Origin of the sequence: Pseudomonas sp. RV120224-01b (assembly GCF_003208145.1) — a bacterium.
GTDB lineage: Bacteria > Pseudomonadota > Gammaproteobacteria > Pseudomonadales > Pseudomonadaceae > Aquipseudomonas > Aquipseudomonas monteilii.
On record NZ_QKMQ01000004.1, the window covers coordinates 13,159 to 39,249 of the forward strand.

General features: G+C 63.4%; 27 protein-coding genes. 14 read left to right on the forward strand and 13 right to left on the reverse strand.

The genetic code is table 11. From position 1 onward, the window contains the following. Positions 1–8: 8 nt before the first annotated feature. Entirely contained in the window at positions 9–488 is a 480-nt protein-coding gene (locus N436_RS08380; protein ID WP_016489324.1) for an NYN domain-containing protein, read from the reverse strand. A gap of 179 nt (positions 489–667) precedes the next feature. Continuing rightward, positions 668–1,429, reverse strand: coding sequence for a DUF2076 domain-containing protein (locus tag N436_RS08385; RefSeq protein ID WP_105946218.1), 762 nt, complete (start codon positions 1,427–1,429; stop codon positions 668–670). Positions 1,430–1,596: 167 nt separating this feature from the next. Here N436_RS08385 and N436_RS08390 point away from each other — a divergent pair, with 167 nt between their 5' ends. Further along, entirely contained in the window at positions 1,597–2,253 is a 657-nt protein-coding gene (locus N436_RS08390) for a YciC family protein (protein ID WP_105946219.1), read from the forward strand. A gap of 98 nt (positions 2,254–2,351) precedes the next feature. Continuing rightward, entirely contained in the window at positions 2,352–2,867 is a 516-nt protein-coding gene (locus N436_RS08395) for a hypothetical protein (RefSeq protein WP_105946220.1), read from the forward strand. Between the two features lie 15 nt (positions 2,868–2,882). On the opposite strand, the gene hrpB is transcribed toward N436_RS08395, so the two are convergent. Then, the gene (hrpB, locus tag N436_RS08400) at positions 2,883–5,411 is read right to left on the reverse strand and encodes an ATP-dependent helicase HrpB (RefSeq protein WP_110740796.1); all 2,529 of its coding nucleotides are present in this window, start codon (positions 5,409–5,411) and stop codon (positions 2,883–2,885) included. A gap of 117 nt (positions 5,412–5,528) precedes the next feature. On the opposite strand from hrpB, the gene N436_RS08405 reads away from it, so the two are divergent. Both N436_RS08405 and N436_RS08410 read left to right on the forward strand, forming a co-directional pair. Then, positions 5,529–5,948 carry a hypothetical protein gene (locus tag N436_RS08405; protein ID WP_016712156.1) on the forward strand — a complete coding sequence of 140 codons (420 nt, stop codon included), beginning with the start codon at positions 5,529–5,531 and terminating at the stop codon, positions 5,946–5,948. A 24-nt stretch (positions 5,949–5,972) separates the two neighbouring features. Continuing rightward, the gene (locus N436_RS08410; RefSeq protein ID WP_105946251.1) at positions 5,973–6,842 is read left to right on the forward strand and encodes a cation diffusion facilitator family transporter; all 870 of its coding nucleotides are present in this window, start codon (positions 5,973–5,975) and stop codon (positions 6,840–6,842) included. 3 nt (positions 6,843–6,845) lie between these two features. Here N436_RS08410 and N436_RS08415 read toward each other — a convergent pair whose 3' ends face one another. Further along, positions 6,846–7,676, reverse strand: a complete 831-nt coding sequence (locus N436_RS08415; RefSeq protein ID WP_105946252.1) for a DUF6515 family protein — start codon at positions 7,674–7,676, stop codon at positions 6,846–6,848. 395 nt (positions 7,677–8,071) lie between these two features. On the opposite strand from N436_RS08415, the gene N436_RS08420 reads away from it, so the two are divergent. Then, on the forward strand, positions 8,072–8,548 hold the full coding sequence (locus tag N436_RS08420) for an Lrp/AsnC family transcriptional regulator (RefSeq protein WP_016712159.1): 477 nt from the start codon (positions 8,072–8,074) through the stop codon (positions 8,546–8,548). A 54-nt stretch (positions 8,549–8,602) separates the two neighbouring features. Continuing rightward, entirely contained in the window at positions 8,603–8,806 is a 204-nt protein-coding gene (locus N436_RS08425) for a DUF2788 domain-containing protein (RefSeq protein WP_003249787.1), read from the forward strand. 34 nt (positions 8,807–8,840) lie between these two features. Here N436_RS08425 and N436_RS08430 read toward each other — a convergent pair whose 3' ends face one another. From N436_RS08430 to N436_RS08460, 6 genes are all read right to left on the reverse strand, one after another. Beyond that, positions 8,841–9,479, reverse strand: coding sequence for a pseudouridine synthase (locus tag N436_RS08430; RefSeq protein ID WP_110740797.1), 639 nt, complete (start codon positions 9,477–9,479; stop codon positions 8,841–8,843). A 6-nt stretch (positions 9,480–9,485) separates the two neighbouring features. Then, positions 9,486–10,949 (reverse strand): AMP nucleosidase, encoded by a 1,464-nt coding sequence (gene amn / locus N436_RS08435; protein WP_060498500.1) that lies wholly within the window; start codon positions 10,947–10,949, stop codon positions 9,486–9,488. Positions 10,950–11,124: 175 nt separating this feature from the next. Then, a complete protein-coding gene (locus tag N436_RS08445) occupies positions 11,125–12,777 on the reverse strand; it encodes an acyl-CoA dehydrogenase family protein (RefSeq protein WP_105946255.1) in 1,653 nt (550 codons plus the stop codon). A 179-nt stretch (positions 12,778–12,956) separates the two neighbouring features. After that, positions 12,957–13,586: an isochorismate family cysteine hydrolase YcaC gene (ycaC, locus tag N436_RS08450; RefSeq protein WP_105946256.1), complete on the reverse strand. Its 630-nt coding sequence runs from the start codon at positions 13,584–13,586 to the stop codon at positions 12,957–12,959. Between the two features lie 267 nt (positions 13,587–13,853). Beyond that, positions 13,854–14,114, reverse strand: coding sequence for a DUF3077 domain-containing protein (locus tag N436_RS08455; protein ID WP_105946257.1), 261 nt, complete (start codon positions 14,112–14,114; stop codon positions 13,854–13,856). Between the two features lie 387 nt (positions 14,115–14,501). Then, positions 14,502–16,490 (reverse strand): hybrid sensor histidine kinase/response regulator, encoded by a 1,989-nt coding sequence (locus N436_RS08460; protein ID WP_110740798.1) that lies wholly within the window; start codon positions 16,488–16,490, stop codon positions 14,502–14,504. A 265-nt stretch (positions 16,491–16,755) separates the two neighbouring features. On the opposite strand from N436_RS08460, the gene N436_RS08465 reads away from it, so the two are divergent. The 4 genes from N436_RS08465 to N436_RS08480 all read left to right on the forward strand — a co-directional run bounded on the left by N436_RS08465 (position 16,756) and on the right by N436_RS08480 (position 20,237). Next, positions 16,756–17,553 carry a hydroxymethylpyrimidine/phosphomethylpyrimidine kinase gene (locus N436_RS08465; RefSeq protein WP_016712164.1) on the forward strand — a complete coding sequence of 266 codons (798 nt, stop codon included), beginning with the start codon at positions 16,756–16,758 and terminating at the stop codon, positions 17,551–17,553. 13 nt (positions 17,554–17,566) lie between these two features. Further along, entirely contained in the window at positions 17,567–18,190 is a 624-nt protein-coding gene (gene thiE, locus N436_RS08470) for a thiamine phosphate synthase (protein ID WP_016712165.1), read from the forward strand. Positions 18,191–18,208: 18 nt separating this feature from the next. After that, positions 18,209–19,492: a glutamate-1-semialdehyde 2,1-aminomutase gene (hemL, locus tag N436_RS08475; RefSeq protein ID WP_019098013.1), complete on the forward strand. Its 1,284-nt coding sequence runs from the start codon at positions 18,209–18,211 to the stop codon at positions 19,490–19,492. Positions 19,493–19,691: 199 nt separating this feature from the next. Beyond that, positions 19,692–20,237, forward strand: coding sequence for a tetratricopeptide repeat protein (locus N436_RS08480; RefSeq protein ID WP_016712168.1), 546 nt, complete (start codon positions 19,692–19,694; stop codon positions 20,235–20,237). A 3-nt stretch (positions 20,238–20,240) separates the two neighbouring features. Here the strand turns inward: N436_RS08480 and N436_RS08485 are convergent, their stop codons facing one another. Beyond that, positions 20,241–20,567: a DUF1820 family protein gene (locus N436_RS08485; protein ID WP_060498505.1), complete on the reverse strand. Its 327-nt coding sequence runs from the start codon at positions 20,565–20,567 to the stop codon at positions 20,241–20,243. A 176-nt stretch (positions 20,568–20,743) separates the two neighbouring features. On the opposite strand from N436_RS08485, the gene N436_RS08490 reads away from it, so the two are divergent. The 4 genes from N436_RS08490 to lnt are packed head-to-tail and all read left to right on the forward strand — an operon-like array spanning position 20,744 to position 24,599. After that, positions 20,744–21,742, forward strand: coding sequence for a PhoH family protein (locus tag N436_RS08490; protein WP_016712170.1), 999 nt, complete (start codon positions 20,744–20,746; stop codon positions 21,740–21,742). Beyond that, entirely contained in the window at positions 21,735–22,208 is a 474-nt protein-coding gene (gene ybeY / locus N436_RS08495; RefSeq protein ID WP_110740799.1) for an rRNA maturation RNase YbeY, read from the forward strand. Before N436_RS08490 ends, ybeY begins: the two co-directional genes overlap by 8 nt. Positions 22,209–22,233: 25 nt before the next feature. Continuing rightward, positions 22,234–23,073, forward strand: a complete 840-nt coding sequence (locus N436_RS08500; protein WP_016712172.1) for an HlyC/CorC family transporter — start codon at positions 22,234–22,236, stop codon at positions 23,071–23,073. Positions 23,074–23,081: 8 nt separating this feature from the next. Next, a complete protein-coding gene (gene lnt / locus N436_RS08505) occupies positions 23,082–24,599 on the forward strand; it encodes an apolipoprotein N-acyltransferase (protein ID WP_110740800.1) in 1,518 nt (505 codons plus the stop codon). A gap of 126 nt (positions 24,600–24,725) precedes the next feature. Here lnt and N436_RS08510 read toward each other — a convergent pair whose 3' ends face one another. Next, positions 24,726–25,487 (reverse strand): YdcF family protein, encoded by a 762-nt coding sequence (locus N436_RS08510; protein ID WP_110740801.1) that lies wholly within the window; start codon positions 25,485–25,487, stop codon positions 24,726–24,728. A gap of 135 nt (positions 25,488–25,622) precedes the next feature. Then, positions 25,623–25,937, reverse strand: a complete 315-nt coding sequence (locus tag N436_RS08515) for a hypothetical protein (protein WP_019098017.1) — start codon at positions 25,935–25,937, stop codon at positions 25,623–25,625. Positions 25,938–26,091 lie beyond the last annotated feature (154 nt).

Below are 26,091 nucleotides of genomic sequence, written 5' to 3' on the forward strand. Positions count from 1 at the left end.
CAAGGGCCTCAATGTTTGAGCAATAGCTTACCCTCGATGGGCACATAACGGGTGGCGGCGCGGATCAGCGACAAGGCGGTGAGCCCGGGCACGCCATACACCACAGCCTCGGTGCCATGGCGCTGGATCACCCGCTCCAGCAGCAGGTCGAAGTCACCATCGCCAGAGGCCAGCACCACTTGGTCGACCCGGCTGGCTGCATCGATTACATCCAGGGTGATACCCACATCCCAGTCGCCTTTGGCCGAGCCATCGCTGCGCTGGATGAAGGGTTTGAGGCGCACATCGAAACCGAGGTTGCGCAAGATCTGCTGGAACTGCTGTTGCTTGCTGTCGCCACGGTCGATGGCATAGGCCACGGCTTCGACGATCTGGCCTTCACGGCTGACGTCGGCCCACAACGCGGTGTAGTTGAAATGGCAACCATGGGCCTGGCGCACGGTGTAGTAGAGGTTCTGCACATCGGCGAACAGCGCGATCTTTTTCACCTGGGAACCTCGTGTCTGGTCTGGGATCCTGGGGCTGCTTTGCAGCCCTTTCGCGACACAAGGCCGCTCCCACAGGTAGGGCAATGCATCTGAAACCTGCACTTTACCTGTGGGAGCGGCCTTGCGTCGCGAAAGGGGCGCACCGCGCCCCCAAAAATGCCAGCAGTATGCCAGACCTGTCAGACGTACGAATCGTCGTCCGAGAAGAACCCGCCATCATCGCTGCCGTAATCGGTGTCGGCATAACCGCCTTGGTCATTGCCCCAACCACCGTTGTCAGCCACTTGCTGCTGCCCGCCCTGGTCGTTCCAGCCGCCGCTGTCACTGGCCGGTGTCGGCTCTTCCTTGATCACCTCGACCACCTCTTCCGGCTGCGAGTTGTGGTTGAACAGGCTGCTGATACCCTGCGCCAGCAACACGCCACCGGCCACACCGGCCGCCGTTTGCATGGCGCCGCCAAGGAAGCTGCTGGCACCACTGCGCGCCGGTGCCGCACCAAAGCCAGGCTGCTGCGCTTGAGGCTGGGAGAAGCCCGGCGCCGAAGGCTCACGCCAGCCACCGCCGGATGCTACGGGGGGCGCCGAAGGGCGTTGTTGTGGCTGCGCGACCGGAGCCGCATTGCGCCCACCCGAGCCAAAGATGCTGGACAGGAAACCACCACCGCCAGTGCTCTGTGCACTGCTGCTGGCCTGTGCAGCCTCAGCCTGGGCACGGGCCTGCTTCAGCTCGGCTTCCAGTTGCTTGTTCTGCTCGTCGAGGCGCTTGATTGCCGCCTCCTGCACCAGGATGGCCTGGGCCATGTAGTAAGGCGCCGCCGGCTGCTGGCGCAGGTGTTGCTCGATGCACGCCTGGGCCTGCGCGTCACGCGGCTGGCTCGGGTCTTCGGCTTGCTTGATACGGCCGAACAGGCCGTCGATCAGGGTTTGTTCTTCAGTGTTCATGGGGCGACCTCGTGGGGTAGCGGGACAACGGACAGCGTCAAAGATGGGGCGTACCGGCGCGGGATTCAATCACCGCTGCGGTGAAACTTTTTTCAGCAAGTGACAGCCGCAAGCCCGCTTTGGGCTAAAGTTAGGCCCCTGTTTTAACTGCCATGCGATGTTGACTGATGAATCCGCTGAGCGTTCTGCGCGACTCCCTGTACTTCTTCCGCCGCCACCTGCCGAACATCCTCCAGCTGTGCCTGCCGCTGGTGGTGCTGGAAGCCCTGCTCACCCAACTGCTGTACCGGCAGATGGGCGACCAGGCATCACCGGCCTACGGCATGCTGGTCAGCCTGCTGTTCTACCCGCTGTACAGCGCCGCGCTGATCCTTTACCTGCACACCCGCAGCAACGGCCAGGACATCGCCAAACGCGACCTGTTCGCCCGTGCCCTGCAACTGTGGCCGCAGCTGGCCTTGCTGATCCTCATCAGCTCGCTGCTGATCATGGCGGGCCTTGCGCTGTTCATCTTCCCGGGCGTGTGGATCATGATCAACCTGGTGTTCGCCGAGTACCTGCTGGTACTGCGTGGCCGCCCCGTGGTGCAGGCAATGCGCGAAAGCGCAGCCATGACCACCGGGCACTTCATGCGCATCATGATCTGCGTGGTGGCCGTGCTGGCACCGATCTGGTTGATCGACGGGCTACTGCTGATGGCCTTCCCCGAGCCATCGCCCGGCATGGAGCTGGCCATGGATAGCCTCAGCGGCTTCCTGCAGCTGTTCAGTACCGTGGTGTTGTACCGCCTGTTCATGCTGCTGGAGGGGGGAGCAAGCCACTGATCGACCGTACGATGGGTCACAGTGGAAGGTTTGCAGGCTGCCCAAAGCATTGCCTTTGAGTGAAAAAACAGCCTGCAAACCACCACAGGAAGCGTCCCATGACCAACTACTGGGCTGAAAAAGTCGAAGTCTTTCTCGGCACCCTTCATGTACTCGACTCAACCACCCCGACTGACCGTATGCCGGACAGGCCTCAACAGGCCGTATACCTAAGCCGCTTCACGGAGGCCGATGGTAAAGTGATAGCAGGGCAGAGTGACTGGCTGATCACTGGCAAGCAGCAGCCAGCCTGCGTGTTCCGCTTCCTCTTTCAATCAAGCACAGAGGATCGCCTGCATTTCATGATCACCGGCAGTGGTGCGGATCACGACAAGAAGCTCGGGATCAGCCGCAATGGTTACCTGGGGCTCTATAAACACGCCAGTGTCACCGACTACATCAAACTTGAACCGTTGCGTTGGGCAGAGAATGCCCTGCTGTGCCGAATACGCGATCATCAAGGCCACGCAGTGCGCACCCATCATGAACCTTCGGAGCACACGCCCAACTTCGAGTACCTGAGAATCAGCGAAGGCCAGGAAGTCATGTTCCTCCTCGAACGCACATCCGGCTGAGCCTGTCTCTATTGCTCAAGTACCCCGAGGTTTGGCCCGAGCCGTAGCCTCGGCCACCAGCGGGTCGTCTGGCCAGTAGTGCTTCGGATAGCGGCCCTTCAGGTCCTTTTTAACCTCGGCATAGGTCGTACGCCAGAAGTTGGCCAGGTCTTGGGTTACCTGAACCGGCCGACGCGCCGGTGACAGCAGGTGCAGCTTGACTTGCTGGCGGCCATTGGCGATGCGTGGGGTGTCGGCAAGGCCGAACAGCTCTTGCAGGCGCACGGCGAGAATCGGCGGGTTTTCGCTGTAGTCCAGGCGAATGTGGGAGCCGGACGGCACGGTCAGGTGCGCAGGCGCCTGTTCTTCCAGCCGCTGTGGCAGCGGCCAGGGCAACAGGTTACGCAGCATCGATGGCAGGTCCAGTGCGGCGAAGTGGCCAAGGCGCGATACCTTGCCCAGATAAGGCTGCAGCCAGTCTTCCAGGCTGGCGAGCAACGCCTCGTCCCCCAGGTCGGGCCATTCGCTGTGGTCATTCTTTTCCACGTCGAGCTGACGCAGCAGCGCCACCCGTGCCTGCCACTGGCGCAACTCCGGGGTCCAGGTCAGCAGATTCAGGCCTTTACGCCGGACCAGGCCAAGCAGCGCCCTTGCCCTGGCGTCATCGTCCAGCCCCGGCAGCGGCTCACGGCTGAGCACCAGTTCACCCACCTTGACCTGACGCTCGGCGCGCAACACCTGCTCGCGCTCATCCCAATCCAGGATATCGACCCGCTCGACCTGCTCGGCCAGCACACCGTCGAGCAAGGCTGGATCGAACTCGGCGGCCAGGTAAATCCGCTCTTCGCGCTGCCCTTGGCGGCTCCCCAGGTCGGCGATCACCAACCATGGGCACTTCATCAACGCATCGACCTCGGCGAATAGCGCTGCACGGCCGTTGGCCAGCCGGTACTCCGCACCGCCCTCGCGGCGCTGCTGGGCGACACGGTCGGGGTAGGCCAGCGCCAGCAGCGCGCCCAGCCAGCGCGGATGCTCGGGGTCGGCGACCGCAGCCCCGGGCTTGCCACGCAGCAGGCCGCGGTACTGGCGAGCCAGCTGGCGGGCACGCTGCACGCCGCCCTGGCCACCGCGCGCAGCCTTGCTCTCGCCGCTCACCAGCGCCAGCCGGCTGTGCAAGTCGGCGCCACCGCCCCGCTGGATATCCCGCTCCCCCAGCAACGCAGCCACATCGCATGCCATCTGTGCCAGGCCCAGGTGCTGGCCCCGTAGCAACAAATGTGCGATTCGTGGATGAGCTGGCAGTTCAGCCATGGCCTGGCCATGGTCGCTGAGGCTGTCACGGCTGCCGGGCTTGAAGGCATTGAGCCGCGCCAGCAGGTCCTGGGCCTGGGCGAATGCAGCGGCCGGCGGCTGGTCGAGCCAGCACAACTGCTCGGGGGTAACGCCCCAGCGCGCCAGTTGCAGGGCCAGGCCGGCCAGGTCGGCCTGAAGGATCTCGGCACTGCCATAGGCGGCCAGCTGGTCATGCTGGGCCTCGGACCACAGGCGGTAGCAGACACCAGGCTCCAGGCGCCCCGCACGCCCGGCGCGCTGGGTAGCACTGGCGCGGGAAATGCGCTGGGTGTCCAGGCGGGTCATACCGCTGCCAGGGTCGAAGCGCGGCACGCGGGCCAGGCCGGCATCGATCACCACCCGCACGCCATCGATGGTCAGGCTGGTTTCGGCGATGTTCGTGGCCAGCACCACCTTGCGCAGGCCCTGGGGCGGAGGGTCGATGGCGGCACGCTGGGCATTGAGGTCGAGTTCGCCATGCAGCGGGCACAGCAGGATCTCGGGGCGCTCACCCAGCGCCTCCTGAAGGCTTTGGTGCACCCGGCGGATCTCCGCCTGGCCGGGCAGGAATACCAGCACGCTGCCAGCCTGGTCTGCCAGCGCCTGCAACACGCTGTCCACCACCCGTGGCTCGATGAATTCGCCCGGCTGAAACGGCCGCCCCCAGCGAATGTCCACCGGGTGCATCCGCCCTTCACTGCGGACCACCGGGGCATCGTCCAGCAGCCGCGACAGCCGCTCGCCCTCCAGGGTGGCAGACATCAGCAGCATTTTCAGCGGCGGGTCATCACGCAGCAGTTCGCGGCCATTAAGGCTCAGCGCCAGGGCCAGGTCGGCATCCAGGCTACGCTCGTGAAACTCATCGAAGATCAGCAACCCCACGCCTTCCAGCGCCGGGTCAGCCTGCAGGCGGCGGGTAAGGATGCCTTCGGTCACCACTTCGATACGGGTGTTCGGCCCCACCTTGCTGTCCAGGCGAATGCGATAACCCACGGTCTCGCCCACCTGCTCGCCCAGTTCGCTGGCCAGCCGCTCGGCAGCCGCCCGCGCGGCCAGACGCCGGGGTTCCAGCATGAGAATGGTCTGCCCGGCCAGCCACGGCTCATTCAGCAGCGCCAGCGGCACGCGGGTGGTCTTGCCGGCGCCTGGTGGTGCTTCAAGCACCGCTTCGTCACGTTTTTCCAGGGCTTGGCGCAAGGCGGGCAAGACGGCATCGATCGGTAATGAAATCATGGTGGTCCTCGAACAGTCTCGCGAGTATAACGGCGAACCCAGCCTGCTCTATCATGGTCTTAAGCTTCAGGCGCAGGCGCTTCGCTTGCCCTGCTGAATACCTTCTCGGAGATTTACATGCGCATCTCGACCCGCGTCATCGGTGGCGCCCTCATCGCCACCCTGCTGACCCAACTGACGGCCTGCGGCACCATTTTCTATCCAGACCGGCGCGGCCAGATCGGCGGCAAGATCGACCCTGTGGTCGCCGCAATGGACGCCATTGGCATCCTGTTCTACGTGATCCCGGGCCTGATCGCTTTCGGCATCGACTTCGCCACGGGCGCCATCTACTACCCGGGTGGCCGCACCGCCCAGGTCGACCCGGCCAAACTGCAAGAAGCCGTAAGCCCCGACGGCAAGGTCGACAACCTGAAGCTGCAGGCCATTCTTGAAAGCGAGCTGGGCCAACGCCTGCCGCTGAACGACCCAAGGCTGATCCAGCACCGCGGCAGCGTCGAGCAACTGGCCAGCCTTGGCCTGGTGCCGGCAGCCTGAAACCCACACGGACATTGACCACGGATGATCACCCCGGCTGAACACCAGCGCCTGCTACGCCTGGCCACCCGCGCATCACTGGCGGTGGCCAGCATCCTTGTACTGAGCAAGGCGCTGGCCTGGTGGCTGAGCGGCTCGGTGAGCCTGCTGGCCGGGCTGACCGACTCGGCACTGGATGCCGTTGCCTCGTTTCTCAACCTGCTGGCGGTGCATTACGCCCTGCGACCGGCCGACGACGACCACCGTTTTGGCCATGGCAAGGCCGAAGCGCTGGCAGGCATGGCGCAGGCGCTGTTCATCGCCGTCAGTGCAGTGCTGATCGGCGTGCAGGCAGCCGAACGCCTGCACACACCGCAACCCTTGGGCGATACCGGTATCGGTATTGCCGTGATGCTGCTGTCACTGGCGCTGACCCTTGCCCTGCTGGCATTGCAGCGCAAGGTCATTCGCCTGACCGGCTCCACCGCCGTGCGGGCCGACTCCCTGCACTACCGCTCAGACCTGCTGCTGAACAGCAGCATCCTGTTGGCCCTGTTGCTGGCGCGTTTTGGCTGGCCGCAACTGGATGCGCTGTTCGGCCTTGGCATAGCCTGCTACATCCTCTGGAGCGCGCTGCAGATTGCCCGCGAAAGTACGGCGATCCTGATGGACAAGGAACTGCCCGGCGATGTTGGTGAAGGCATGGCCGCACTGGTACTGGCCATTCCCGGCGTGAAAGGCGTACACGACTTGCGCACGCGGGTATCGGGCAACCAATGGTTCGTGCAGTTGCACCTGGAGCTGCCGGGGCAGTTGCCGCTGCATGAGGCGCACGGGTTGTGCGTTGAGGCATCAAAGGTGATCCGCCAGCGTTATCCACAGGCGGATGTGATGGTGCACGCAGACCCGGTATAGCGATCAGTTGATGCTGTAGCCTCGCCCACTGAAGCAAGCCCCCAGCGCCCGCCGGTAGTTGTCCAGCACATTGGCAGGTGGTGCATACGTCGCCGTCGCCGGGTCGAAGCCAGACTGGCTCACCGCCCATCGATGGCACTGGTAGCGGTCCTGGTCCTGCTGTTGTTGCCCCTGCCCATACATCGGGTAAGCCACCACGTCATAGCCGCCGTTTGCCGGTGCCACCGGCGCGGGCGCGGGTACGCCGACCGGCGGGTTGACCACCACGTACTCCTGGCTGTCCGCCAGGTACTGGTAATAGGTATCGGCCACCAGGAAGAACAGCGCCCCTCCCAGCCAGACCTCACGCGCATAGGAAGGCAGGTAACTGACCCGTACGCCGTAGGGCGGGGCCACTACGATGTAACTGCCACCGTGTGGGCGGTACCAGTAGCCACCGGAATAGAAGTAATCCGCGCCACGGTAGGGCACTTTCCAGTAACGGTCGGGGAAATGATCAATGGTGTGGCCCGGGCGATACTGCGGCCCAGGCCCCCAGCCATTGCCATGGCCATCCGGGCGCCCCTGCCAGTCACCGCCGGGCCGTGGGCCACCGGCTTGCCAGTGGTGGTCGTCGCCATGGCGATGGGGAATGTCCTGGTAATAACCCTGGCGCGGCGGCTGGGTCTGGCGCACTTCATCGCGCGAGTTGAGCGAGCGGCCTGGCCCGCCCTCGCCTTGCACCTGCTGGCCGCGTTCGCCATGCCCCTCGCCCGGCCCTTCGGCCAGAGCCCCGAGGCTGATGCTCAAACCCAGCAAACCAACACCTGCCAACTGCCAGATGCGCGACTTCATGGTATTCCTCTCGGTAGAAAATACAGCAACCACAGCCAGTCTACCGCGCCCGTCGCAGAGGCCAATTAAATTTCCAGACATGAAAAAAGGGAGGCCGCAGGGCCTCCCTTCAGGAATTGTCGTCCGTGCTCGGCACTTGTGGCGCCGGCTCACCTCACACCGTCTTCTGGAGGGTGTGTAGCCCGGGGGCCTGCAGATCCTGTTGGATGGCTGGCCGCGACCGCCCGCCTAGGGTGCGTCGCCGTGGACTGATGTCCGGGCAGTGATTCTGTTGATAAAGATACCGGACAGGTTGCGGCAGAGGATTGCGAAGATTGCTCGGATAAATAGCACTTGCGCAATTTTTCACCCTGGATTGATAATTCGCCGCAATACGAACAGAAAAGGCAAATGCCATGAGCAAACTTGACCGCTACGACCTGAGCATCCTCGCCGAATTGCAGCGCGATGCGCGCATTTCCAACCAGGAGCTGGCCGAACGCATCGGCCTGTCGCCTTCGCCATGCTCGCGTCGGGTCAAGCAACTGGAGGACGACGGCTACATCTCGCGCCAGGTAGCCCTGCTCGACCGCAAAAAACTGGGCCTGAGCCTGACCGCCTACGTGCTGATCGGCATGGACCGTCACACCCCGGAGCGCTTCGAAACCTTCGAGGCAGCCATCCGCAACCTGCCACAGGTGCTCGAATGCAGCCTGGTCACCGGCATGGATGCCGACTATCAGCTTAAAGTGGTGGTACCCGACATGGACCACTACCAGAAACTGCTTCTAGGCAGCCTGACCCGTATCGAAGGCGTTACCAGTGTGCGTTCGAGTTTCGTGCTCAACCAGGTGCTGGCCAGTACCGAGATGCCATTGACCCACCTGCGTTAATTGCCCATGGCAGCCGGCGTATAATCGGCTGCTCAGACTGCCTGGAGAACACCGATGGATCCCGCCGTATTCGAAGAATGGATGATGATCATCCTGGTCACCGTGCTGATCGGTTTCATGGGTTTCATCGTCTGGGACCTGGCGAAAAAGTCCAAGGCCGGGAAGTTCGGTACGTTGATCCTGTTCTTCGTGTTGGGGCTGGGGGTGCTGGCCTTTATCATCAAGAGCGTGGTGGTGGGGTTTCTGGAAGGGGTCTAAGGCTCAGGAATGCCGGGAGCGCTTTGCGCTCCTGCTAGCGCTGCAATTTCGCCGGGACCTCTCGCCAGCAGCCCTGCTCCAGCCCATCCAGCGCCCAATCCCCGATCCGCACCCGCACCAGGCGCAAGGTCGGCAGCCCCACCGCCGCCGTCATCCGCCGCACCTGGCGGTTACGCCCCTCGCGGATCACCAATTCCAGCCAGCTGGTCGGCACGCTCTTGCGAAACCGTACCGGCGGGTTGCGCGGCCACAGCTCGGGTTCGTCCAGCCACCGTGCCTCGGCGGGCAAGGTAGGCCCATCGTTCAGCTCCACGCCATCACGCAAGCGCTGCAACTGCTCGTCGCTCGGTTCACCCTCCACCTGTACCCAGTACGTTTTGGCCAGCTTGTGCCTGGGGTCGGCAATGCGCGCCTGCAGCCCGCCATCGTTGGTGAGCAACAGCAAGCCTTCACTGTCGCGGTCCAGCCGCCCGGCCGGGTACACGCCCGGGATGTCGATGAAGTCCTTGAGCGTCGCCCGCCCGTCGCCGTCGCTGAACTGGGTCAGCACGTCGAACGGTTTGTTGAACAGGATCAGACGCGGCTCGGCCGGTGGCGCCTTGGGCTGGCGACGCGGACCGGCGGCAGGCCGCGCCTGGGGGCGGCGCGGCTTGTTACGGGGTGGCAGTGACATGGATCCTCAGCGGAACGGCGGCTCATCGAAGCTGCGCAGTTTACGCGAGTGCAGCGAGTTGAGCTCGGTGCGCAGCAAGTCGAGCGCGGCGATGCCGATCTTCAGGTGCTGGCTGACCGCCCGGTTATAGAAGGCGTTGGCAGAGCCCGGCAGCTTGATCTCGCTGTGCAGCGGCTTGTCAGACACACACAGCAAGGTGCCGTACGGCACGCGCAAGCGATACCCTTGGGCGGCAATGGTGCCGCTTTCCATGTCTACCGCCACGGCACGCGACAGGTTGATGAGCGGGCGTTCCTGAGCCCAGCGCAACTCCCAGTTGCGGTCGTCGTAGGTCAGCACGGTGCCGGTGCGCAGGCGCTTCTTCAACTGCTCGCCACGCTCGCCGGTGACCTGGGCTGCCGCTTCCTGCAAGGCCAGCTGTACTTCGGCCAAAGCCGGGATCGGAATGTTCGGCGGTACCACCCGGTCGAGAATGCCGTCACGGCGCATGTAGGCATGCGCCAGCACATAGTCGCCGATGGTTTGCGACTGCCGCAGGCCGCCGCAGTGGCCGATCATCAGCCAGCAGTGTGGGCGCAGCACGGCCAGGTGGTCGGTGATGTTCTTGGCGTTGGACGGGCCGACACCGATGTTGACCAGGGTGATGCCGTCGCCATCGGCGGCAATCAGGTGGTAGGCCGGCATCTGGTAGCGGTGCCAGATCACGCTGGCCACCAACGCCTGGGTTTCACCGTGGTCCATGCCCTTTTCGATCACCACATTGCCCGGCAGCACCATGCGCACGAAACGCGGGTCGTCACGCAGCTGCTCCAGGCCATGGCTGATGAACTGGTCGACATAGCGGTGGTAGTTGGTCAGCAGGATCCATGGCTGCACATGGCGCCAGTCGCTGCCGGTGTAGTGCACCAGGCGGCGCAGCGAGAAGTCGACGCGGGCGGCGTCGAACAGCGCCAGCGGAAAAATTTCGGCACGGTCCCAGTCGTACAGGCCATCGGCGATGTTGTCGGTGGCGGCCGAAAGGTCGGTGCTGGGGAACACCCGCGCCAGCTGCGCGGCGGTAATACCGCTACCGGCCAACTCGTCGCCCTGGTCGACCACGTAGGGGTAAGGGATGTTCTGCTCGCTGACGCCGACCTCTACCGTGACGGTGTAGTCGTGCATCAATGGCCGCAGTTGCTCCAGCAGGTAGCTACGGAACGCCGCTGGCTGGGTGACGGTGACGCTGTAGGTGCCGGCCACCTGGACCTTGGCATAGGCCCGCGTGGTGGCGGCCACTTCGCCGTGGCTGTGGTAGGTCAGGCGCAGTGCCGGGTAGCGGAACAGGTCGCGCTCATCGGCGCCTGGCTCGGTACGGTCCTTCAGGTAACGCTTGAGGGCCTGGCTCAGGGCCCCGGTGGCCTGTTCATGCAAGGCCGCCAGACGGTCGACGGCCTGTTCGGGAGTATCAACGACTACAAAAGCGTGGCTCACACTGTGCTTCCTGTCTGGACATGCATGTGAACCATCTTGCCTGCCTTCTTGGGTAAATACATCCCCATTGATCGGTGTTGGCTTCTTCGCGGGCACGCCCGCTCCCACAGGATATTCGCAACCCTGAGATCAGCACGGTTTCTGTGGGAGCGGGCGCGCCCGCGAAGAGGCCAACTCAGCCCTCCCAGACGGGTGTTGCTCTTGCCACCAAAGCCTCCACATCCACACCCCGCGGCAATGCCCCATACACCCGGCCACCACCTGTCAGCCGGCTACCGATAAAGGCATCACTCACCACCGCATTCCCCGCCTCCAGCAACAGCTTGGCCTGCAACGCCAGGGCAATATCTTCAGTCAACTGCCGCGCCCGGTACTGCATGTCGCCCGTATCGGCAAACGCCCCCTTGAGGTTACCGATGTGCGCGGCCAACCGTGGGTCACCATGCCCATCGCCCAGTTCGGCAAACAACGCGTCCAGCACGCCCGGCTCCTTCGACAACGCCCGCAGCACATCCAGGCATTGCACATTGCCCGAGCCTTCCCAGGTCGAGTTGACCGGTGCTTCGCGGTACAGCCGCGGCAGGATGCTGTCCTCCACATAACCCGCACCGCCCAGGCATTCGGCTGCCTCGTTGATCATGGCCGGCGCACGCTTGCAGATCCAGTACTTGCCCACGGCCGTGACCAGCCGGGCGAAATGCGCCTGCTGCGGGTCGTCGAGCTGCTCCAGCGCCTGCCCCATGCGCAGGCTCAGGGCCAGCGCGGCCTCGCTTTCCAGGGCCAGGTCGGCCAGCACGTTCTGCATCAGCGGTTGTTCATTCAGCACCCGGCCACCGACCTTGCGGTGCGCGCAGTGGTGAGCCGCCTGAGTCAGCGCCTGGCGCATCAAGGCGCTGGAGCCGACCATGCAGTCGAAGCGGGTCATGGCCACCATCTCGATGATGGTCGGCACGCCCCGCCCTTCCTCGCCAATCATCCACGCCAGCGCCCCCCGGAACTCCACCTCGCTGGAGGCATTGGAGCTGTTGCCGAGCTTGTTCTTCAGCCGCTGGATGTAGAACTGATTGCGGCTGTCGTCCGGGCGATGGCGCGGCAGCAGGAAGCAGCTCAGGCCTTTTTCAGTCTGGGCCAGGGTCAGGAAGGCATCACACATGGGCGCCGAGCAGAACCACTTGTGCCCCACCAGCTCGTAGGCCTGGCCCGGGCCGGGTGCCCCCACCGGATAGGCCCGCGTGGTATTGGCGCGCACATCGGTGCCGCCCTGCTTCTCGGTCATGGCCATGCCTAGGGTAACCCCCGCCTTGTGCCGGTCACCGATGTTGCGCGGGTCATATTCACAGGCCAGGATTTTCGGCAGCCAGTATTCGGCCAGCTCGGGCTGCAGGCGCAGCGCCGGCACGGCGGCGAAGGTCATGGTCAGCGGGCAGCCGGTCCCGGCCTCGGCCTGGCTGTGCAGGTAGGTCATGGAAGCCCGCGCCACATGTGCGCCAGCGCGGGGCTCGGCCCAGGGTAAAGAAGGCAGGCCGTGTTCGACGGCCGTTCGCATCAGTTCGTGGTAGGCGGGGTGGAACTCGACCAGGTCGATGCGATGACCATAGCGGTCGTGGCTGATGAATTCCGGTTTGTGTGCGTTGGCCAGGAAACCTGCCTGCATCAGCGGGCCGCCAGCCAGGGCACCGTAGGCGTCGATCCGCGACTCGGCCCAGCCTGCGCCGAAACGCCGGGACCATTCCTGCAGCGGCAGGTCGAGGCGGTAGAGGTTGGCGCCGTCGAGGGGCGGAGGCTGGTTGGTGACTTCGTGGGTTTCAGCGTACTGGTGCAGGTTCATCGGGGGCTCCTGGATCCGGGTAGGCTTGAGAGACCCAGTGAAGCACTGGTTGCGGGGGAGTCAAAGGGGCATTAATGACGAAACGTGGGGTGGGGGGCATGGTTTGAGGATGTGTGAGGGCTTACAGGTGCTCGCCACAACAGTTGCAGCACCTGTTAGCCCTCACCCAATCTCCCGCCTTACTTCTCGGCAGTCAGTGCGTTGTAGCTGGTAATCAGGTTGCGATAGTCCGGGATGTGGTTGGAGCACAGCGCCGCCAGCCCTTCGATATCGTTGCGCCAGTCGCGGTGCAGCTCACAGGCCACGCCAAACCAGGTCATCAGCTGGGCACCCGCCCGGCTCATGCGGTCATGGGCAGCATCGCGGGTCATTTCGTTGAAGGTGCCGGAAGCATCGGTCACCACAAACACATCGAACTCTTCTTCCAGGGCCGCCAGCGCCGGGAAGGCTACACAAACCTCAGTCACCACACCGGCAATGATCAGCTGCTTCTTGCCAGTGGCCTTCACCGCCTTGACGAAATCTTCGTTGTCCCAGGCGTTGATCTGGCCAGGGCGGGCAATGTAAGGCGCATCCGGGAACAGCGCTTTCAGCTCTGGCACCAGCGGGCCGTTGGGGCCTTGCTCGAAGCTGGTGGTCAGGATGGTCGGCAGGTTGAAGAACTTGGCCAGGTCAGCCAGGGCCAGCACGTTGTTCTTGAACTTGTCCGGTTCGATGTCGCGCACCAGCGACAGCAGGCCCGCCTGGTGGTCTACCAGCAGTACGGCAGCGTCGTCTTTGTTCAGGCGGTTATAGGTGAATTTGCTCATGGTCTGTGCTCCTAAGGTTTATGAATTTTTCAGCTATTCGGGGTGTTTCGCGTTGATGGGCACAGATTAAAATCATCACCTTCACGGCAGTAGTCAGCAGAAATTGGCTTTAGCGTTCTGTTTTATGAACGATTGATTTGTAGGGGCTGTGCCGGCCTCTTCGCGGCTAAAGCCGCTCCCACAGGGTCAGATGCTGGCCGTATGACTTGCGCAGTACCTGTGGGAGCGGGTTCACCCGCGAAAGGGCGGGTACAGCCCATACAAAAGTCAGCGCATCAAGCCCAACTCGGCATCATCCAGCAACGCCTTGGCCATGGCTGAGAAGTAGTGCGAAGCCCAGAGCATCTGCTGGTCGCCATCCATCAAGCCGGTCAGCGACAGGTCCCGTGCATAACCCATCAGCTCCGAGGCTTGCTCGCGGGCACTGCGGCAGGGGATGCCTTCGGCTATGCGGAACAGCGGATGGGTTTGGCCTTCGCCTTGGAAGAAATAGGTGACGCCTGGGGTGGTTTTGGTTTCGTCGGTCATGGATTCTCCTGAATGCTCGTTGACCGCCGCTTCCGTTTCCACAGGAAGGGTGGCGGCTGTACACGGGGTGGAAACCCGAGTGCATTCAGGGAAAACTCGGTAGGCACAAGGCCTCCCGGGTACAGCCGCCATGAACGACATACCCTGAAATGCTTGCTACAGGTTTCCACACCCGATCGCTGAACCGTCAGCGACAGGCAAAGCCTATTAGGCGGGATTTGCAGGAACAATCAGACGCGTGTCGACAGGAGTTGTAGGGTATTTCGCAGTGGATGGAGTTTCCAGTGCCGGTGCGTAGGAAGAGTCTGGAGTTGTTGTAGCCTATGGGAGCGGGCGAGTCGGGGCGCCGAACCGCCGCGAAGGGCTGCAAAGCAGCCCCAATAAAACCTACAGCGAACGCCGCGCCTGCAGAATGCTCGGGCTCATCTGCACCTGCGAAATCGCCATGTTCAAGCTCAACTCGAACCGGCTCCCCAACCCGCGCGTCGACTCATGTGCCAACCGCGCCCCCAGCAATTCCCCCATCTGCCGGCAGATCGACAAGCCAATCCCCAACCCGCCATAGCGCCGGGTCATCGACCCATCCACCTGGAAGAACCGCTGGTACAGGGTCGACTGCTCAAGGTCATCAAAACCGATCCCGCTGTCACTGACCGTAAAGGTCAACGCCAGATCCCCCGGCCCTACCCGGCGCCCGCGCACCTGGATCATCACCCCGCCCTGGTGGGTGAACTTCAACCCGTTCTCCACCAGGCAGCCAAGGCAGCGGGCCAGTTTCTCTCCATCGCCCTCCAGCGCATCCGGCAGGTCAGCCGGGATATCCAGGCTCAGGTACAAGCCTTTGCCCAAGGCCTGCCCGGCATAACCGGCGCGCAAACCCTGCAGCAGTGTGCGCAGGCTGAACGGCGCCGGCTGCGCACGCAGGCGGCCGGCCTGCAATTCAGACAAGGTGAGAATGGCATCGACCATGTCCATCATCCCCTGCGCAGACCCCACCGCCGTGCGGTGGTACTGGGCCATCTCGGCCTCCATCGGCAGGGTGTGCATCAGTTCCAGCGAACCGATCACGCCATTCATCGGGGTGCGCAGTTCGTGGGTCACACTGGCCAGAAACTCATCCTTCAACCGGTTGCTCCTGGCCAGTTGCAGGTTCAACTGCTCCAGCGTGCGTCCGGTTTCGCGCAAGGTTTGCGCCTGCTGCTCGCGCAGGCTGTTGATGCGGTCGGCCAGCGCCAGCGACAGCAGTGCCACCTCCAGCGCCGAACCCAGCTGGCTGGCATACATGGTGATGAACACGTTCGGCAGGTACCCCAGCACCATCAACGTGTTGACCAGCCCGCCGAGCAGGAAGGCCGTCCAGGCGATGATGAACCAGCGCGCCACGCGCAAGCCCCGCCACCAGGCGTACAGTCCCGCACTGAAGATGCTTACGGTAAACAGCAAGGCCAGCAGCGTGGCCATGCGCAGGGCAATGCCGTAGGGCACGCTCACCGCCATTACCATGACCAGCGCACCGCCCAGCATCAGTAACTGCAGCAACCGGTCGAAACCACGGCTGATGTTGTCCAGTTGCAGGAAATGCCGGGCAAACTGGCAACCGAACAGGCCTGCCGCACCGATGAACAGCGGTGTCGAGGCATTCGCCCACCAGGGGCTGTCCGGCCAGAAATAAGCGACACCCGCACCGTTCACCGACACCTGATAGAAACCGAACGAAGCGATGTAAAGGATGTAATAAAGGTAGCTGACGTCCCGCACACTGAGGTAGATGAACAGGTTGTACACCAGCATCACCAACAGCACGCCGTAGATCATCCCCAGCACATACAGGCGCGTGGGCTGCTCTTCCATATAGGCTTCAGGGGACCACAGCGCCAGCGGTGCCTGCACCGAGCCCTGGCTGTGCAGGCGCAGGTAGGCGGTGGTCACCTCGCCTGGCGGCAACGGCAGTTCGAACAGGTAGTTGTTCTGCCGGATCTGCCGGCTGTCGTAGGGCAAGGCATCACCGGTGCGCTGCGCCAGGCGGTAGACGCCGCCGCTATCAGGCAAATACAGCTCCAGGTGGTCCAGCGGCGGGTAAGCCAGCTCCAGTAGCCACTGCCGAGGGGCAGCGCCGGGCGCGGCAACCGGGCGCAGCTCGACCTTGAGCCAGAACACCGAGGTGGAGTAACCGGCATTCAGCACGTCTTTATCGTGGGGGCGGAAATGTTTGGCGAACCCGGGGGCACTGACCTGGGCGATGCTGGCACTGCCATCAAGGTCTTCATACACCTGCATGGCCTTGCCCAATGGAAGGTGCTGCGTAGCGCTGTCGAAATCGACCGCTCCAGCCAGCACGGGCAGCAAGCCCAGAAGCACAATCAGCAAATAGCGCATACAGCCCCAGCATGGCCTGTCCGGTCGCGTCGCGGTTGCCTCCCATCCGTTTGAGACGACGTGATCCTGCAGAACCCGTTTGTCGAGTTATCCGAGCACTCTAGCATAGCTTCGCAACCTGGCAATCGGCCATATCAAAAATCAAAGAAAAGGCTCTAAATCAACACTTTCAGAAGAACTCAACAAACGATCCTGACCGATTGATCAACAAAACTCGTTTGTCGGACGATCCGCCCAAACAGGTTTGGTGGTAAGCTCGCCGACCATGAATACCTACAGCTCCCGCCCCGTTGTCCTCTGTCTCTCCGGCCACGACCCAAGTGGCGGCGCCGGCTTGCAGGCAGATATCGAAGCCCTGATCGCCCAAGGCTGTCACGCCGCGCCCGCCGTGACCGCCCTGACCGTGCAGGATACCGTCAACGTTTCCGACTTCCGCGTGCTCGACCGCGAGTGGGTACTGGCCCAGGCCAATGCCGTGCTGGCCGACTCCACGGTGGCCGCCGTCAAGCTGGGCATGCTCGGCTCGATCGAGATGGTCGACACCGTGGCCGAGCTGCTGGCTGCCCATCCGCACCTGCCGCTGGTGTGCGACCCGGTGCTGCGTGCCGGTGGCGGTGGCCGCCTGGGCAAGGACGAAGTGGGCTACGCCCTGCGCGAACGCCTGCTGCCACTGGCGACCATCGCCACGCCTAACCTGCCTGAAGCGCGCATCCTCGCCGAACTGCCCGAAGGCACCGCCGACGAGTGTGCCGAGAAACTCTTGCCGTTCTGTAGACACCTGCTGATTACCGGCGGTCACGGCGACGAAGACGAAATCCACAACCGCCTGTACACCCAGGACGGCAAGCACCACACCTGGACCTGCCAGCGCCTGCCGGGCAGCTATCACGGCTCGGGCTGCACCCTGGCCAGCGCCCTGGCCGGCCGACTGGCCCTTGGCGAACAACTGGAAAGCGCCGTACGCAGCGCACTGGACTACACCTGGCGCACCCTGCGTGACGCCGAACAGCTGGGCAAAGGCCAGTACGTGCCGCGTCGCCTGCCCCTGGACTTCTGCTCCTGATACGAGGCCTTCCATGAAGCTACGCGGTCTGTACGCCATCACCGACAGCCAGCTGCTCGCCGGCCGTTTCCTGTCCCATGTCGAGGCGGCACTGGAAGGCGGCGTGTGCCTGCTGCAGTACCGCGACAAAAGCGACGACGCCGCGCGCCGCCTGCGCGAAGCCGAAGGGCTGATGAAGCTCTGCGAGCGCTACGGCACCCAACTGCTCATCAACGACGACGCCGAACTGGCCGCACGCCTGGGCGTCGGCGTGCACCTGGGCCAGACCGATGGCCCGCTGACCCCGGCCCGTGCCCTGCTCGGCCGCCAGGCGATCATCGGCTCCACCTGCCACGCCAGTCTCGACCTGGCCGCCCAGGCCGCCAGCGAAGGGGCCAGCTACGTGGCCTTTGGCCGCTTCTTCAATTCCGTCACCAAGCCGGGTGCGCCCGCTGCCAACGTCCAACTGCTGGAGCAGGCACGCGCCCAGGTGAAACTGCCGATCGCGGTGATCGGCGGTATCACCCTCGACAACGCCGCTCCGCTGGTCGCCCACGGCGCCGACCTGCTGGCGGTGATCCACGGCCTGTTCGGTGCCGACAGCGCGCAGGAAGTTACCCGCCGCGCCCGCGCCTTCAACGCCTTGTTCGCATCCTGATTTCGAGAGAATTTTTTCATGTCCCGTTCTGAAGACCTGTTCGCCAAAGCCCAGAAGCACATCCCCGGTGGCGTCAACTCGCCAGTGCGCGCTTTCAAAAGCGTGGGCGGCACGCCGCTGTTCTTCAAGCATGCCGAAGGCGCCTACGTCGTTGACGAGGACGACAAGCGCTATGTCGACTATGTCGGCTCCTGGGGCCCGATGATCCTCGGCCACGGCCACCCGGACGTGCTGGAGTCGGTACGCAAGCAGCTGGAGCATGGCCTGTCCTATGGTGCACCGACCGCCATGGAAACCGACATGGCCGACCTGGTCTGCTCGCTGGTACCGTCCATGGAAATGGTGCGCATGGTCAGCTCGGGCACCGAAGCCACCATGAGCGCCATCCGCCTGGCCCGTGGCTACACCGGCCGTGACGCCATCATCAAGTTCGAAGGCTGCTACCACGGCCACTCCGACAGCCTGCTGGTAAAAGCCGGTTCCGGCCTGCTGACCCAGGGCGTGCCAAGCTCGGCGGGCGTACCGGCCGACTTCGCCAAGCACACCCTGACCCTGCCGTTCAACGACATCGCCGCCGTCGAGAAGACCCTGGCCGACGTCGGCCAGACCGTGGCCTGCATCATCGTCGAGCCGGTGGCGGGCAACATGAACTGCGTACCGCCGGCACCTGGCTTCCTCGAAGGCCTGCGCGAGCAGTGCGACAAGCACGGCGTGGTGCTGATCTTCGACGAAGTGATGACCGGCTTCCGCGTTTCCCTGGGCGGCGCCCAGGGCCACTACGGCATCAAGCCGGACCTGTCCACCTTCGGCAAGATCGTCGGCGGCGGCATGCCGGTCGGCTGCTTCGGTGGCAAGCGTGAAATCATGGGCTGCATCGCCCCGCTCGGCCCGGTCTACCAGGCCGGCACCCTGTCGGGCAACCCGCTGGCCATGGCCGCCGGCCTGACCACCCTGAAGCTGATCAGCCGTCCGGGCTTCCACGCCGAGCTGACCGACTACACCAGCCGCATGCTCGACGGCCTGCAACAGCGCGCCGATGCCGCGGGCATACCGTTCGTCACCACCCAGGCCGGTGCCATGTTCGGCCTGTACTTCAGCGGCGCCGACGACATCGTCACCTTCGAAGACGTGATGGCCAGCGATGCCGAGCGCTTCAAGCGCTTCTTCCACCTGATGCTGGACGGTGGCGTGTACCTGGCACCGAGCGCGTTCGAGGCGGGCTTCACCTCCATCGCCCATGGCGACAAGGAGCTGCAGATCACCCTGGATGCGGCTGAAAAGGCCTTTGCAGCCCTGAAGTAATGGTTAGCCTGCACCGGCCTCTGTGGGAGCGGGTTTACCCGCGAAGAGGCCGGTACAGGCAATAATTGCCACTGCACAATCAGCTGACTTCCCCAACCAAGCAGAAATTCGAGTAAAACTTTGTAAGGTTGGCGCTGCTTATCCCATAATGTGCCACCAGAGACATTGGCCGCAGCTTTGCAGAGGTAAGTCGATCCCCATGAACCGCACCGGCCGCGCCCTGACATTGGGCTGCCTGTTGCTTCTTCAGCCCCTGCTGGCCCTGGCGGAGGGCGGTAACTCGTTGCTCATTCCAGCAACGGGCCGCTGCACCTTGAACGTCCAGCCAGAAGACCTGGCAAACGCCCTCAAGGCCTGCGAGCAGACGGCAACCGCAGGGGATGCCCAGGCGCAGTTCGAACTGGGCGAGTACTTCTACACACAAACGCCAAAAAACCTCGACAAAGCCCTGGACTGGTTCCAGAAGGCTTCGCTGCAAGGCCACGCCGACGCGCAGTACCGCCTGGGGGCCATGTTCTTCCATGGCGAAGGGGTCAAGGCCAACAACGTGCAGGCCTACATTCTGCTGAAGATGGCCGCCGTCAACGGCGCAGAAGATGCGCTGGACATGGCCGACGAAGTGACCGAGCAAATGCCCCGCGACGAGCTTGAGCACGCCACTCAGGTGCTCGGCCAGATCTTCCGCAAGTACCTGCTGGAACTGCAGAACGCCGAAGGGCGTACGCCGTTCTCGCCGCTCCCCTGAGGCTTACTTTTCCGGCATCGGCATCGGGAACGGCATGACATTGCCGCCGCCCTTGGCTTCGCTGATCTTGGCCGTGCCCAGGCGCTCCACCTCATCGATGCGCACGATCGAGTGCATCGGCACAAAACTGCGGACTACCCCCTCGAACTGGCTCTTGAGCTTTTCCTCGCTCGGGTCCACCACCAGTTGCGAGCGCTCGCCGAACACGAACTCCTCGATTTCCAGAAAGCCCCACAGGTCGCTCTGGTAGATCTGCTTGGCATACATCTCGAAGACCTGCCCCTGGTTGAGGAAGATCACTTTATAGATGGCAGGTTCGCGTTTGCTCATGTTCGGCGGGATAACACATGCGTAAGAAAAGGCGGGCATCATAGCAGACAGGTTTGCTGATCTGTGTCGGCTGTACCGGCCCTACATACCGTTGAACGTTTCAGTGCTTTCGCCACTGCCATTCAAGGGTTATTCTTGAGTTCACATCCATTGCCGTCGAGCGGCTAAAAACGACCTTGAACGCACCCATAGAACCCCATCGTTTCATCCTCGAGCCCTTCGAGGCCCACCGTTTCGCCAACCTGTGCGGCCAGTTCGACGAGCACCTGCGCCTGATCGAACAGCGCCTGGCCATCGAAATCCGCAACCGCGGCAATCAGTTCGAACTGATCGGCGAACCCAAGACCACTTCCGCTGCCGAACAGCTGCTGCGCCGTCTCTACCGCGAGACCAAGGCCACCGACCTGTCGCCGGAAACCGTACACCTGTACCTGCAGGAGTCGGCCGTCGAGAACATCGACAACCCGGCCGTCAACGAGGTCAGCGTGTCGCTGCGTACGCGCAAGGGCAACATTCGCCCGCGCGGGCTCAACCAGCAGCGCTACGTGAAGGAAATCCTGGCCAACGACATCAACTTCGGCATCGGCCCGGCCGGTACCGGCAAGACCTACCTGGCCGTGGCCTGTGCCGTGGACGCACTGGAGCGTGAACAGGTACGTCGTATCCTGCTGGTACGCCCGGCGGTCGAGGCGGGCGAAAAGCTCGGCTTCCTGCCCGGCGACCTGGCGCAGAAGATCGACCCGTACCTACGCCCGCTGTACGACGCCCTGTACGAAATGCTCGGCTTCGAACACGTGGCCAAGCTGATCGAGCGCCAGGTGATCGAAATCGCCCCGCTGGCCTACATGCGTGGCCGCACCCTGAACAACAGCTTCATCATCCTCGACGAAAGCCAGAACACCACGCTGGAACAGATGAAAATGTTCCTCACCCGCATCGGTTTCGGCTCCACGGCGGTGATTACCGGCGACATCACCCAGGTCGACCTGCCACGTGGCACCAAGTCGGGCCTGGCACACGTCATCGAGGTGCTGAAAGACGTTCCGGGTATCAGCTTTACCCACTTCCAACCCAAAGATGTGGTTCGTCACCCACTGGTGCAGCGCATTGTCGAAGCCTACGACCGCTTCGAAGCCCGCCAGGCCAAGCCCGAGGCGCCCGGCAAAGATGCTTGAACTTGATATTCAACGGGCCACGGACGCTGCCGCCCCGGATGACGCCGCCTTCCGCCACTGGTGCGAACTGGCCCTGCGCCAGCGCAGTGCCGACTCGGAAATGACCATTCGCCTGGTCGACGAAGCCGAAGGCCGCGAGCTGAACCACACCTACCGGCACAAGGACTACGCGACCAACGTGCTGTCGTTCCCGGCCGACGTGCCTGACGACCTGCTCGATATCCCGCTGCTGGGCGACTTGGTGATCTGCGTGGCGGTGGTCGAGCGCGAAGCGGCCGAACAGGGCAAGTCGCTCGAAGCGCACTGGGCACACCTGGTCATGCACGGTTGCCTGCACCTGCTCGGCTACGACCACATCGAGGATGAGGAAGCCGAGGAAATGGAAAGCCTGGAACGGGAATTGCTGGCAGAACTGGGTCACCCCGACCCGTACGCCGACGATGAAACCGACTCAATCACACACTGAAACACGAAGGATCACGAGAACCGCCATGAGCGAAGATCGATCGAGCAACGGGCAGAAGTCCTGGCTGGGTAAACTGACCCAGGCTTTTGCCCATGAGCCGAAAAACCGCCAGGAGCTGCTTGAGCTGCTGCGCGAAGCCCACCAGAACAAGCTGCTGGACAGCGAAGCACTGACCATCGTCGAAGGCGCCATCCAGGTCGCCGACCTGCAGGTTCGCGACATCATGGTCCCGCGTTCGCAGATGATCAGCATCAAGGCCAGCCAGTCGCCGCGTGAATTCCTGCCGGCGGTGATCGACGCCGCGCACTCGCGCTACCCGGTAATCGGCGAAAGCCACGACGACGTACTCGGGATCCTGCTCGCCAAAGACCTGCTGCCGCTGATCCTCAAGGAAAACGGCGACAGCTTCAACATCAAGGACCTGCTGCGCCCGGCCACCTTCGTGCCCGAGTCCAAGCGCCTGAACGTGTTGCTGCGCGAGTTCCGTGCCAACCATAACCACATGGCCATCGTCATCGACGAATACGGCGGTGTGGCGGGCCTGGTGACCATCGAGGACGTGCTGGAGCAGATCGTTGGCGACATCGAGGATGAGCACGACGTCGAGGAAGACAGCTACATCAAGCCGCTGCCCAGCGGTGACTTCCTGGTGAAGGCGCTTACCCCGATCGACAACTTCAACGAGTTCTTCGACAGCGAGTTCTCCGATGACGAGTTCGACACGGTCGGCGGCCTGGTGATGAGCGCCTTCGGCCACCTGCCCAAGCGCAACGAAACTACCGAGATCGGGTCTTACAAGTTCCGTATTCTCAACGCCGACAGCCGGCGGATACACTTGCTGCGCCTGACCCCGATCACCCGTTAAGGACAAACATGCGTTGGATCACCCGCCCCGGCTGGCCCGGTAACCTGCTGGCCCTGGCGGCCGGTGCCTCCACACTCCTGGCCCTGGCGCCGTTCGACATCTGGCCGCTGGCCGTGTTGTCCATCGCCATGCTCTACCTTGGCCTGCGCGAGCTCAGCCCGCGCCAGGCCATGTGGCGTGGCTGGTGGTTCGGTTTTGGCCTGTATGGCGCCGGCACCTGGTGGATTTACGTCAGCATGAACACCTACGGCGGCGCCTCGCCGCTGCTGGCGATTCTGCTGCTGCTGGCGTTCTTCGCCGCATTGGCCTGGTTCTTTGCCTTGCCTACCTGGCTGTGGGCACGCTGGCTACGGCGCAACGAAGCGCCGCTGGCCGATGCCCTGTGCTTCGCTGCACTGTGGCTGCTGCAAGAGGCCTTCCGCGGCTGGTTCCTGACCGGTTTCCCCTGGCTTTACGCCGGCTACAGCCAGCTGGACGGCCCGCTGGCCGGCCTGGCGCCGCTGGGCGGCGTGTGGCTGATTTCCTTCACGCTGGCGCTCACTGCCGCCTTGCTGTGCAACCTGCACCGCCTGCGTGCCCGCCCCTCCTTCCTGGCCGTGGGCTGCCTGCTGTTGTTGGCCCCATGGGCGCTGGGCCTGGCGCTCAAGGGCCACGCCTGGACCAAACCGGTAGGTGACCCGTTGAAAGTGGCGGCCATTCAGGGCAACGTCGAGCAAGACCTGAAATGGGACCCTGCGCACATCGACGCGCAGCTGGCGCTGTACCGTGACCTGAGCTTCAGCTCAAAGCCCGTGGATCTGCTGGTGTGGCCAGAAACGGCAGTGCCGGTGCTCAAGGACCAGGCCCAAGGCTACATCGACGTGATGGGCCGTTTTGCTGCCGAGCGGCATTCGGCGCTGATCACCGGCGTGCCAGTGCGGGAAGTGGTGCACCATCAACGCCGCTACTACAACGGCATCACCGTGACCGGTGAAGGTGACGGCACCTACCTCAAGCAGAAGCTGGTGCCGTTTGGCGAGTACGTACCGCTGCAGGATATGCTGCGTGGCGCCATCGAGTTCTTCAACCTGCCCATGTCGGACTTCGCCCGTGGGCCGGAAGACCAGCCACTGCTGCAGGCCAAGGGTTACCAGATTGCGCCGTACATCTGCTACGAAGTGGTCTACCCCGAGTTTGCCGCTGGCCTGGCGGCACGCAGCGACCTGCTGCTGACCATCAGCAACGACACCTGGTTCGGCACCTCGATCGGCCCCCTGCAGCACCTGCAGATGGCACAGATGCGCGCACTGGAAGCCGGCCGCTGGATGATCCGCGCCACCAACAACGGCGTGACCGCGCTGATCGACCCGTTTGGCCGTATTACCACGCAGATTCCGCAGTTCCAGCAGGCGGTGCTGTATGGTGAGGTGGTGCCGATGCAACAACTGACGCCTTACCTGCAATGGCGTTCGTGGCCGTTGGCGATTGTCTGTGTACTGTTGCTGGGCTGGGCATTGCTGGCTGGGCGCATCGCCAAAACCGTCTGAGTTTTCCTGTAGCGGCCTCTTCGCGGGCAAGCCCGCTCCCACAGGATTTTCACAGCCTGGAAGGCATGTGCAGTACCTGTGGGAGCGGGCTTGCCCGCGAAGAGGCCTGCACAGAAGATGCAAGGCTCAATAGAAAATCCGATACCCCACCAACCCCACCACCTCATTAAACAACTGCCCGCTCTGCCACATCGCCCGGCTCTCCGGCAGCAGCCCGCCAAACGGCCGCGCGTGGTCCTGCCCCAGGAACCCCACAGGCGCCGGCACCACCTCGAACCCCGCCTGCTCGAAGCTCCAGCGCGAGCGCTGCATGTGCCAGGCCTGTGTCACCACCGCCACACGGCGAATCCCCAACGGCTGCAGCACCTTGGCCGTGAACTGGGCATTTTCCCAGGTCGTGCGGCTGGCCTCTTCGCGCCACTTCACGTCAACAGCAAAGTCTTCATGCAGGCGATCAGCCATCAACCGCGCCTCACTCGGCGGCGTGCCATAGTGCAACCCTCCACTGGTCAGCACCGGAAGGCCTGACGCCTTGGCCAACTGCGCAGCAAAACGCATGCGCTCCAAAGCCGTGGCCGTGGGCTGGTCGCTACCGCCCCAGGCCGGGTCGCCGCGCTCACGCCCTGCGCCCAGCACCACAATGGCATCCGCCCGCCGCGCAAGAGCGGCCCAGTCGTTTACAGCCAACGGAGGCTCGCTTTCCAGCCTATGGGCGGTTTCCTGCACCACCAGCGGTAAACTCATCAGCCACAGGCCACCAAGCCCCACGGCAAAGCACAGCGCCGCCAACCGTGGCCGACGTGCACGCAGCCACCACGCCGCAAGCAGCAGCAGAAACAGGATGCCCGGCGGCATCAGCCATTGTTTGATGAAGAATCGGATCGGCATCGGCCACACCTCCTTGGCAGGCGTGCAGCCTAGAAGGATCGGCGCCGGTCAACAAGGGTGCGGCCGGCGCCGATCGTGAGTTGTGTGATAGTGAAGAACCGGCGCGCGATAGCCCGCGCCTGGCGTCCTGAACGGCTAGCGATGTGGCAGCGTCCTGGATCTCGCCGTATTGGCGGGGCGTTTCTTGTCCTTGAGCCAGATGATCTTGGCCGATGTCGGCTCCGCTTGCGGGTAACTGCCGACAGAGGCATTGTGGCGCTCCGGGAGGGATTCCAGGTAAGCCTTGATCACTTCGAACTCTGCGTGGCTCAGGCCACGCAACTCCAGCTCGGCTGGCATCTCGTCGCGCAATCGTACCGAGGTCCTTGCCACTTCCAGTGCCAGGCCAAGCCGGTCGATCAGGCGCTCGTAAAGCTCCGGTTTCATTGCGGGTAGCTGCGTCTCTCCCATCCGTTCACCTCAATTGAAGATAAAGAATATCTCCCCCCACACCTGAGCTTAGCGGCGCCATGAAAAGCAGCCGGGTGCTGCGACCAGCGGCCATTCGCAACGAAGGTTTCCCACGATGCGCAGCGCTGCTGTATGCTACGGCGTTCACTCTAAA

Excerpts from the sequence above, each read along its gene's own strand:
- N436_RS08385 (WP_105946218.1), bottom strand. The coding sequence starts at position 1,429 with ATGAACACTGAAGAACAAACCCTGATCGACGGCCTGTTCGGCCGTATC.
- N436_RS08390 (WP_105946219.1), top strand. The coding sequence starts at position 1,597 with ATGAATCCGCTGAGCGTTCTGCGCGACTCCCTGTACTTCTTCCGCCGC.
- N436_RS08395 (WP_105946220.1), top strand. The coding sequence starts at position 2,352 with ATGACCAACTACTGGGCTGAAAAAGTCGAAGTCTTTCTCGGCACCCTT.
- hrpB (WP_110740796.1), bottom strand. The coding sequence starts at position 5,411 with ATGATTTCATTACCGATCGATGCCGTCTTGCCCGCCTTGCGCCAAGCC.
- N436_RS08405 (WP_016712156.1), top strand. The coding sequence starts at position 5,529 with ATGCGCATCTCGACCCGCGTCATCGGTGGCGCCCTCATCGCCACCCTG.
- N436_RS08410 (WP_105946251.1), top strand. The coding sequence starts at position 5,973 with ATGATCACCCCGGCTGAACACCAGCGCCTGCTACGCCTGGCCACCCGC.
- N436_RS08415 (WP_105946252.1), bottom strand. The coding sequence starts at position 7,676 with ATGAAGTCGCGCATCTGGCAGTTGGCAGGTGTTGGTTTGCTGGGTTTG.
- N436_RS08420 (WP_016712159.1), top strand. The coding sequence starts at position 8,072 with ATGAGCAAACTTGACCGCTACGACCTGAGCATCCTCGCCGAATTGCAG.
- N436_RS08425 (WP_003249787.1), top strand. The coding sequence starts at position 8,603 with ATGGATCCCGCCGTATTCGAAGAATGGATGATGATCATCCTGGTCACC.
- N436_RS08430 (WP_110740797.1), bottom strand. The coding sequence starts at position 9,479 with ATGTCACTGCCACCCCGTAACAAGCCGCGCCGCCCCCAGGCGCGGCCT.
- N436_RS08445 (WP_105946255.1), bottom strand. The coding sequence starts at position 12,777 with ATGAACCTGCACCAGTACGCTGAAACCCACGAAGTCACCAACCAGCCT.
- ycaC (WP_105946256.1), bottom strand. The coding sequence starts at position 13,586 with ATGAGCAAATTCACCTATAACCGCCTGAACAAAGACGACGCTGCCGTA.
- N436_RS08455 (WP_105946257.1), bottom strand. The coding sequence starts at position 14,114 with ATGACCGACGAAACCAAAACCACCCCAGGCGTCACCTATTTCTTCCAA.
- N436_RS08460 (WP_110740798.1), bottom strand. The coding sequence starts at position 16,490 with ATGCGCTATTTGCTGATTGTGCTTCTGGGCTTGCTGCCCGTGCTGGCT.
- N436_RS08465 (WP_016712164.1), top strand. The coding sequence starts at position 16,756 with ATGAATACCTACAGCTCCCGCCCCGTTGTCCTCTGTCTCTCCGGCCAC.
- thiE (WP_016712165.1), top strand. The coding sequence starts at position 17,567 with ATGAAGCTACGCGGTCTGTACGCCATCACCGACAGCCAGCTGCTCGCC.
- hemL (WP_019098013.1), top strand. The coding sequence starts at position 18,209 with ATGTCCCGTTCTGAAGACCTGTTCGCCAAAGCCCAGAAGCACATCCCC.
- N436_RS08480 (WP_016712168.1), top strand. The coding sequence starts at position 19,692 with ATGAACCGCACCGGCCGCGCCCTGACATTGGGCTGCCTGTTGCTTCTT.
- N436_RS08485 (WP_060498505.1), bottom strand. The coding sequence starts at position 20,567 with ATGAGCAAACGCGAACCTGCCATCTATAAAGTGATCTTCCTCAACCAG.
- ybeY (WP_110740799.1), top strand. The coding sequence starts at position 21,735 with ATGCTTGAACTTGATATTCAACGGGCCACGGACGCTGCCGCCCCGGAT.
- N436_RS08500 (WP_016712172.1), top strand. The coding sequence starts at position 22,234 with ATGAGCGAAGATCGATCGAGCAACGGGCAGAAGTCCTGGCTGGGTAAA.
- lnt (WP_110740800.1), top strand. The coding sequence starts at position 23,082 with ATGCGTTGGATCACCCGCCCCGGCTGGCCCGGTAACCTGCTGGCCCTG.
- N436_RS08510 (WP_110740801.1), bottom strand. The coding sequence starts at position 25,487 with ATGCCGATCCGATTCTTCATCAAACAATGGCTGATGCCGCCGGGCATC.
- N436_RS08515 (WP_019098017.1), bottom strand. The coding sequence starts at position 25,937 with ATGGGAGAGACGCAGCTACCCGCAATGAAACCGGAGCTTTACGAGCGC.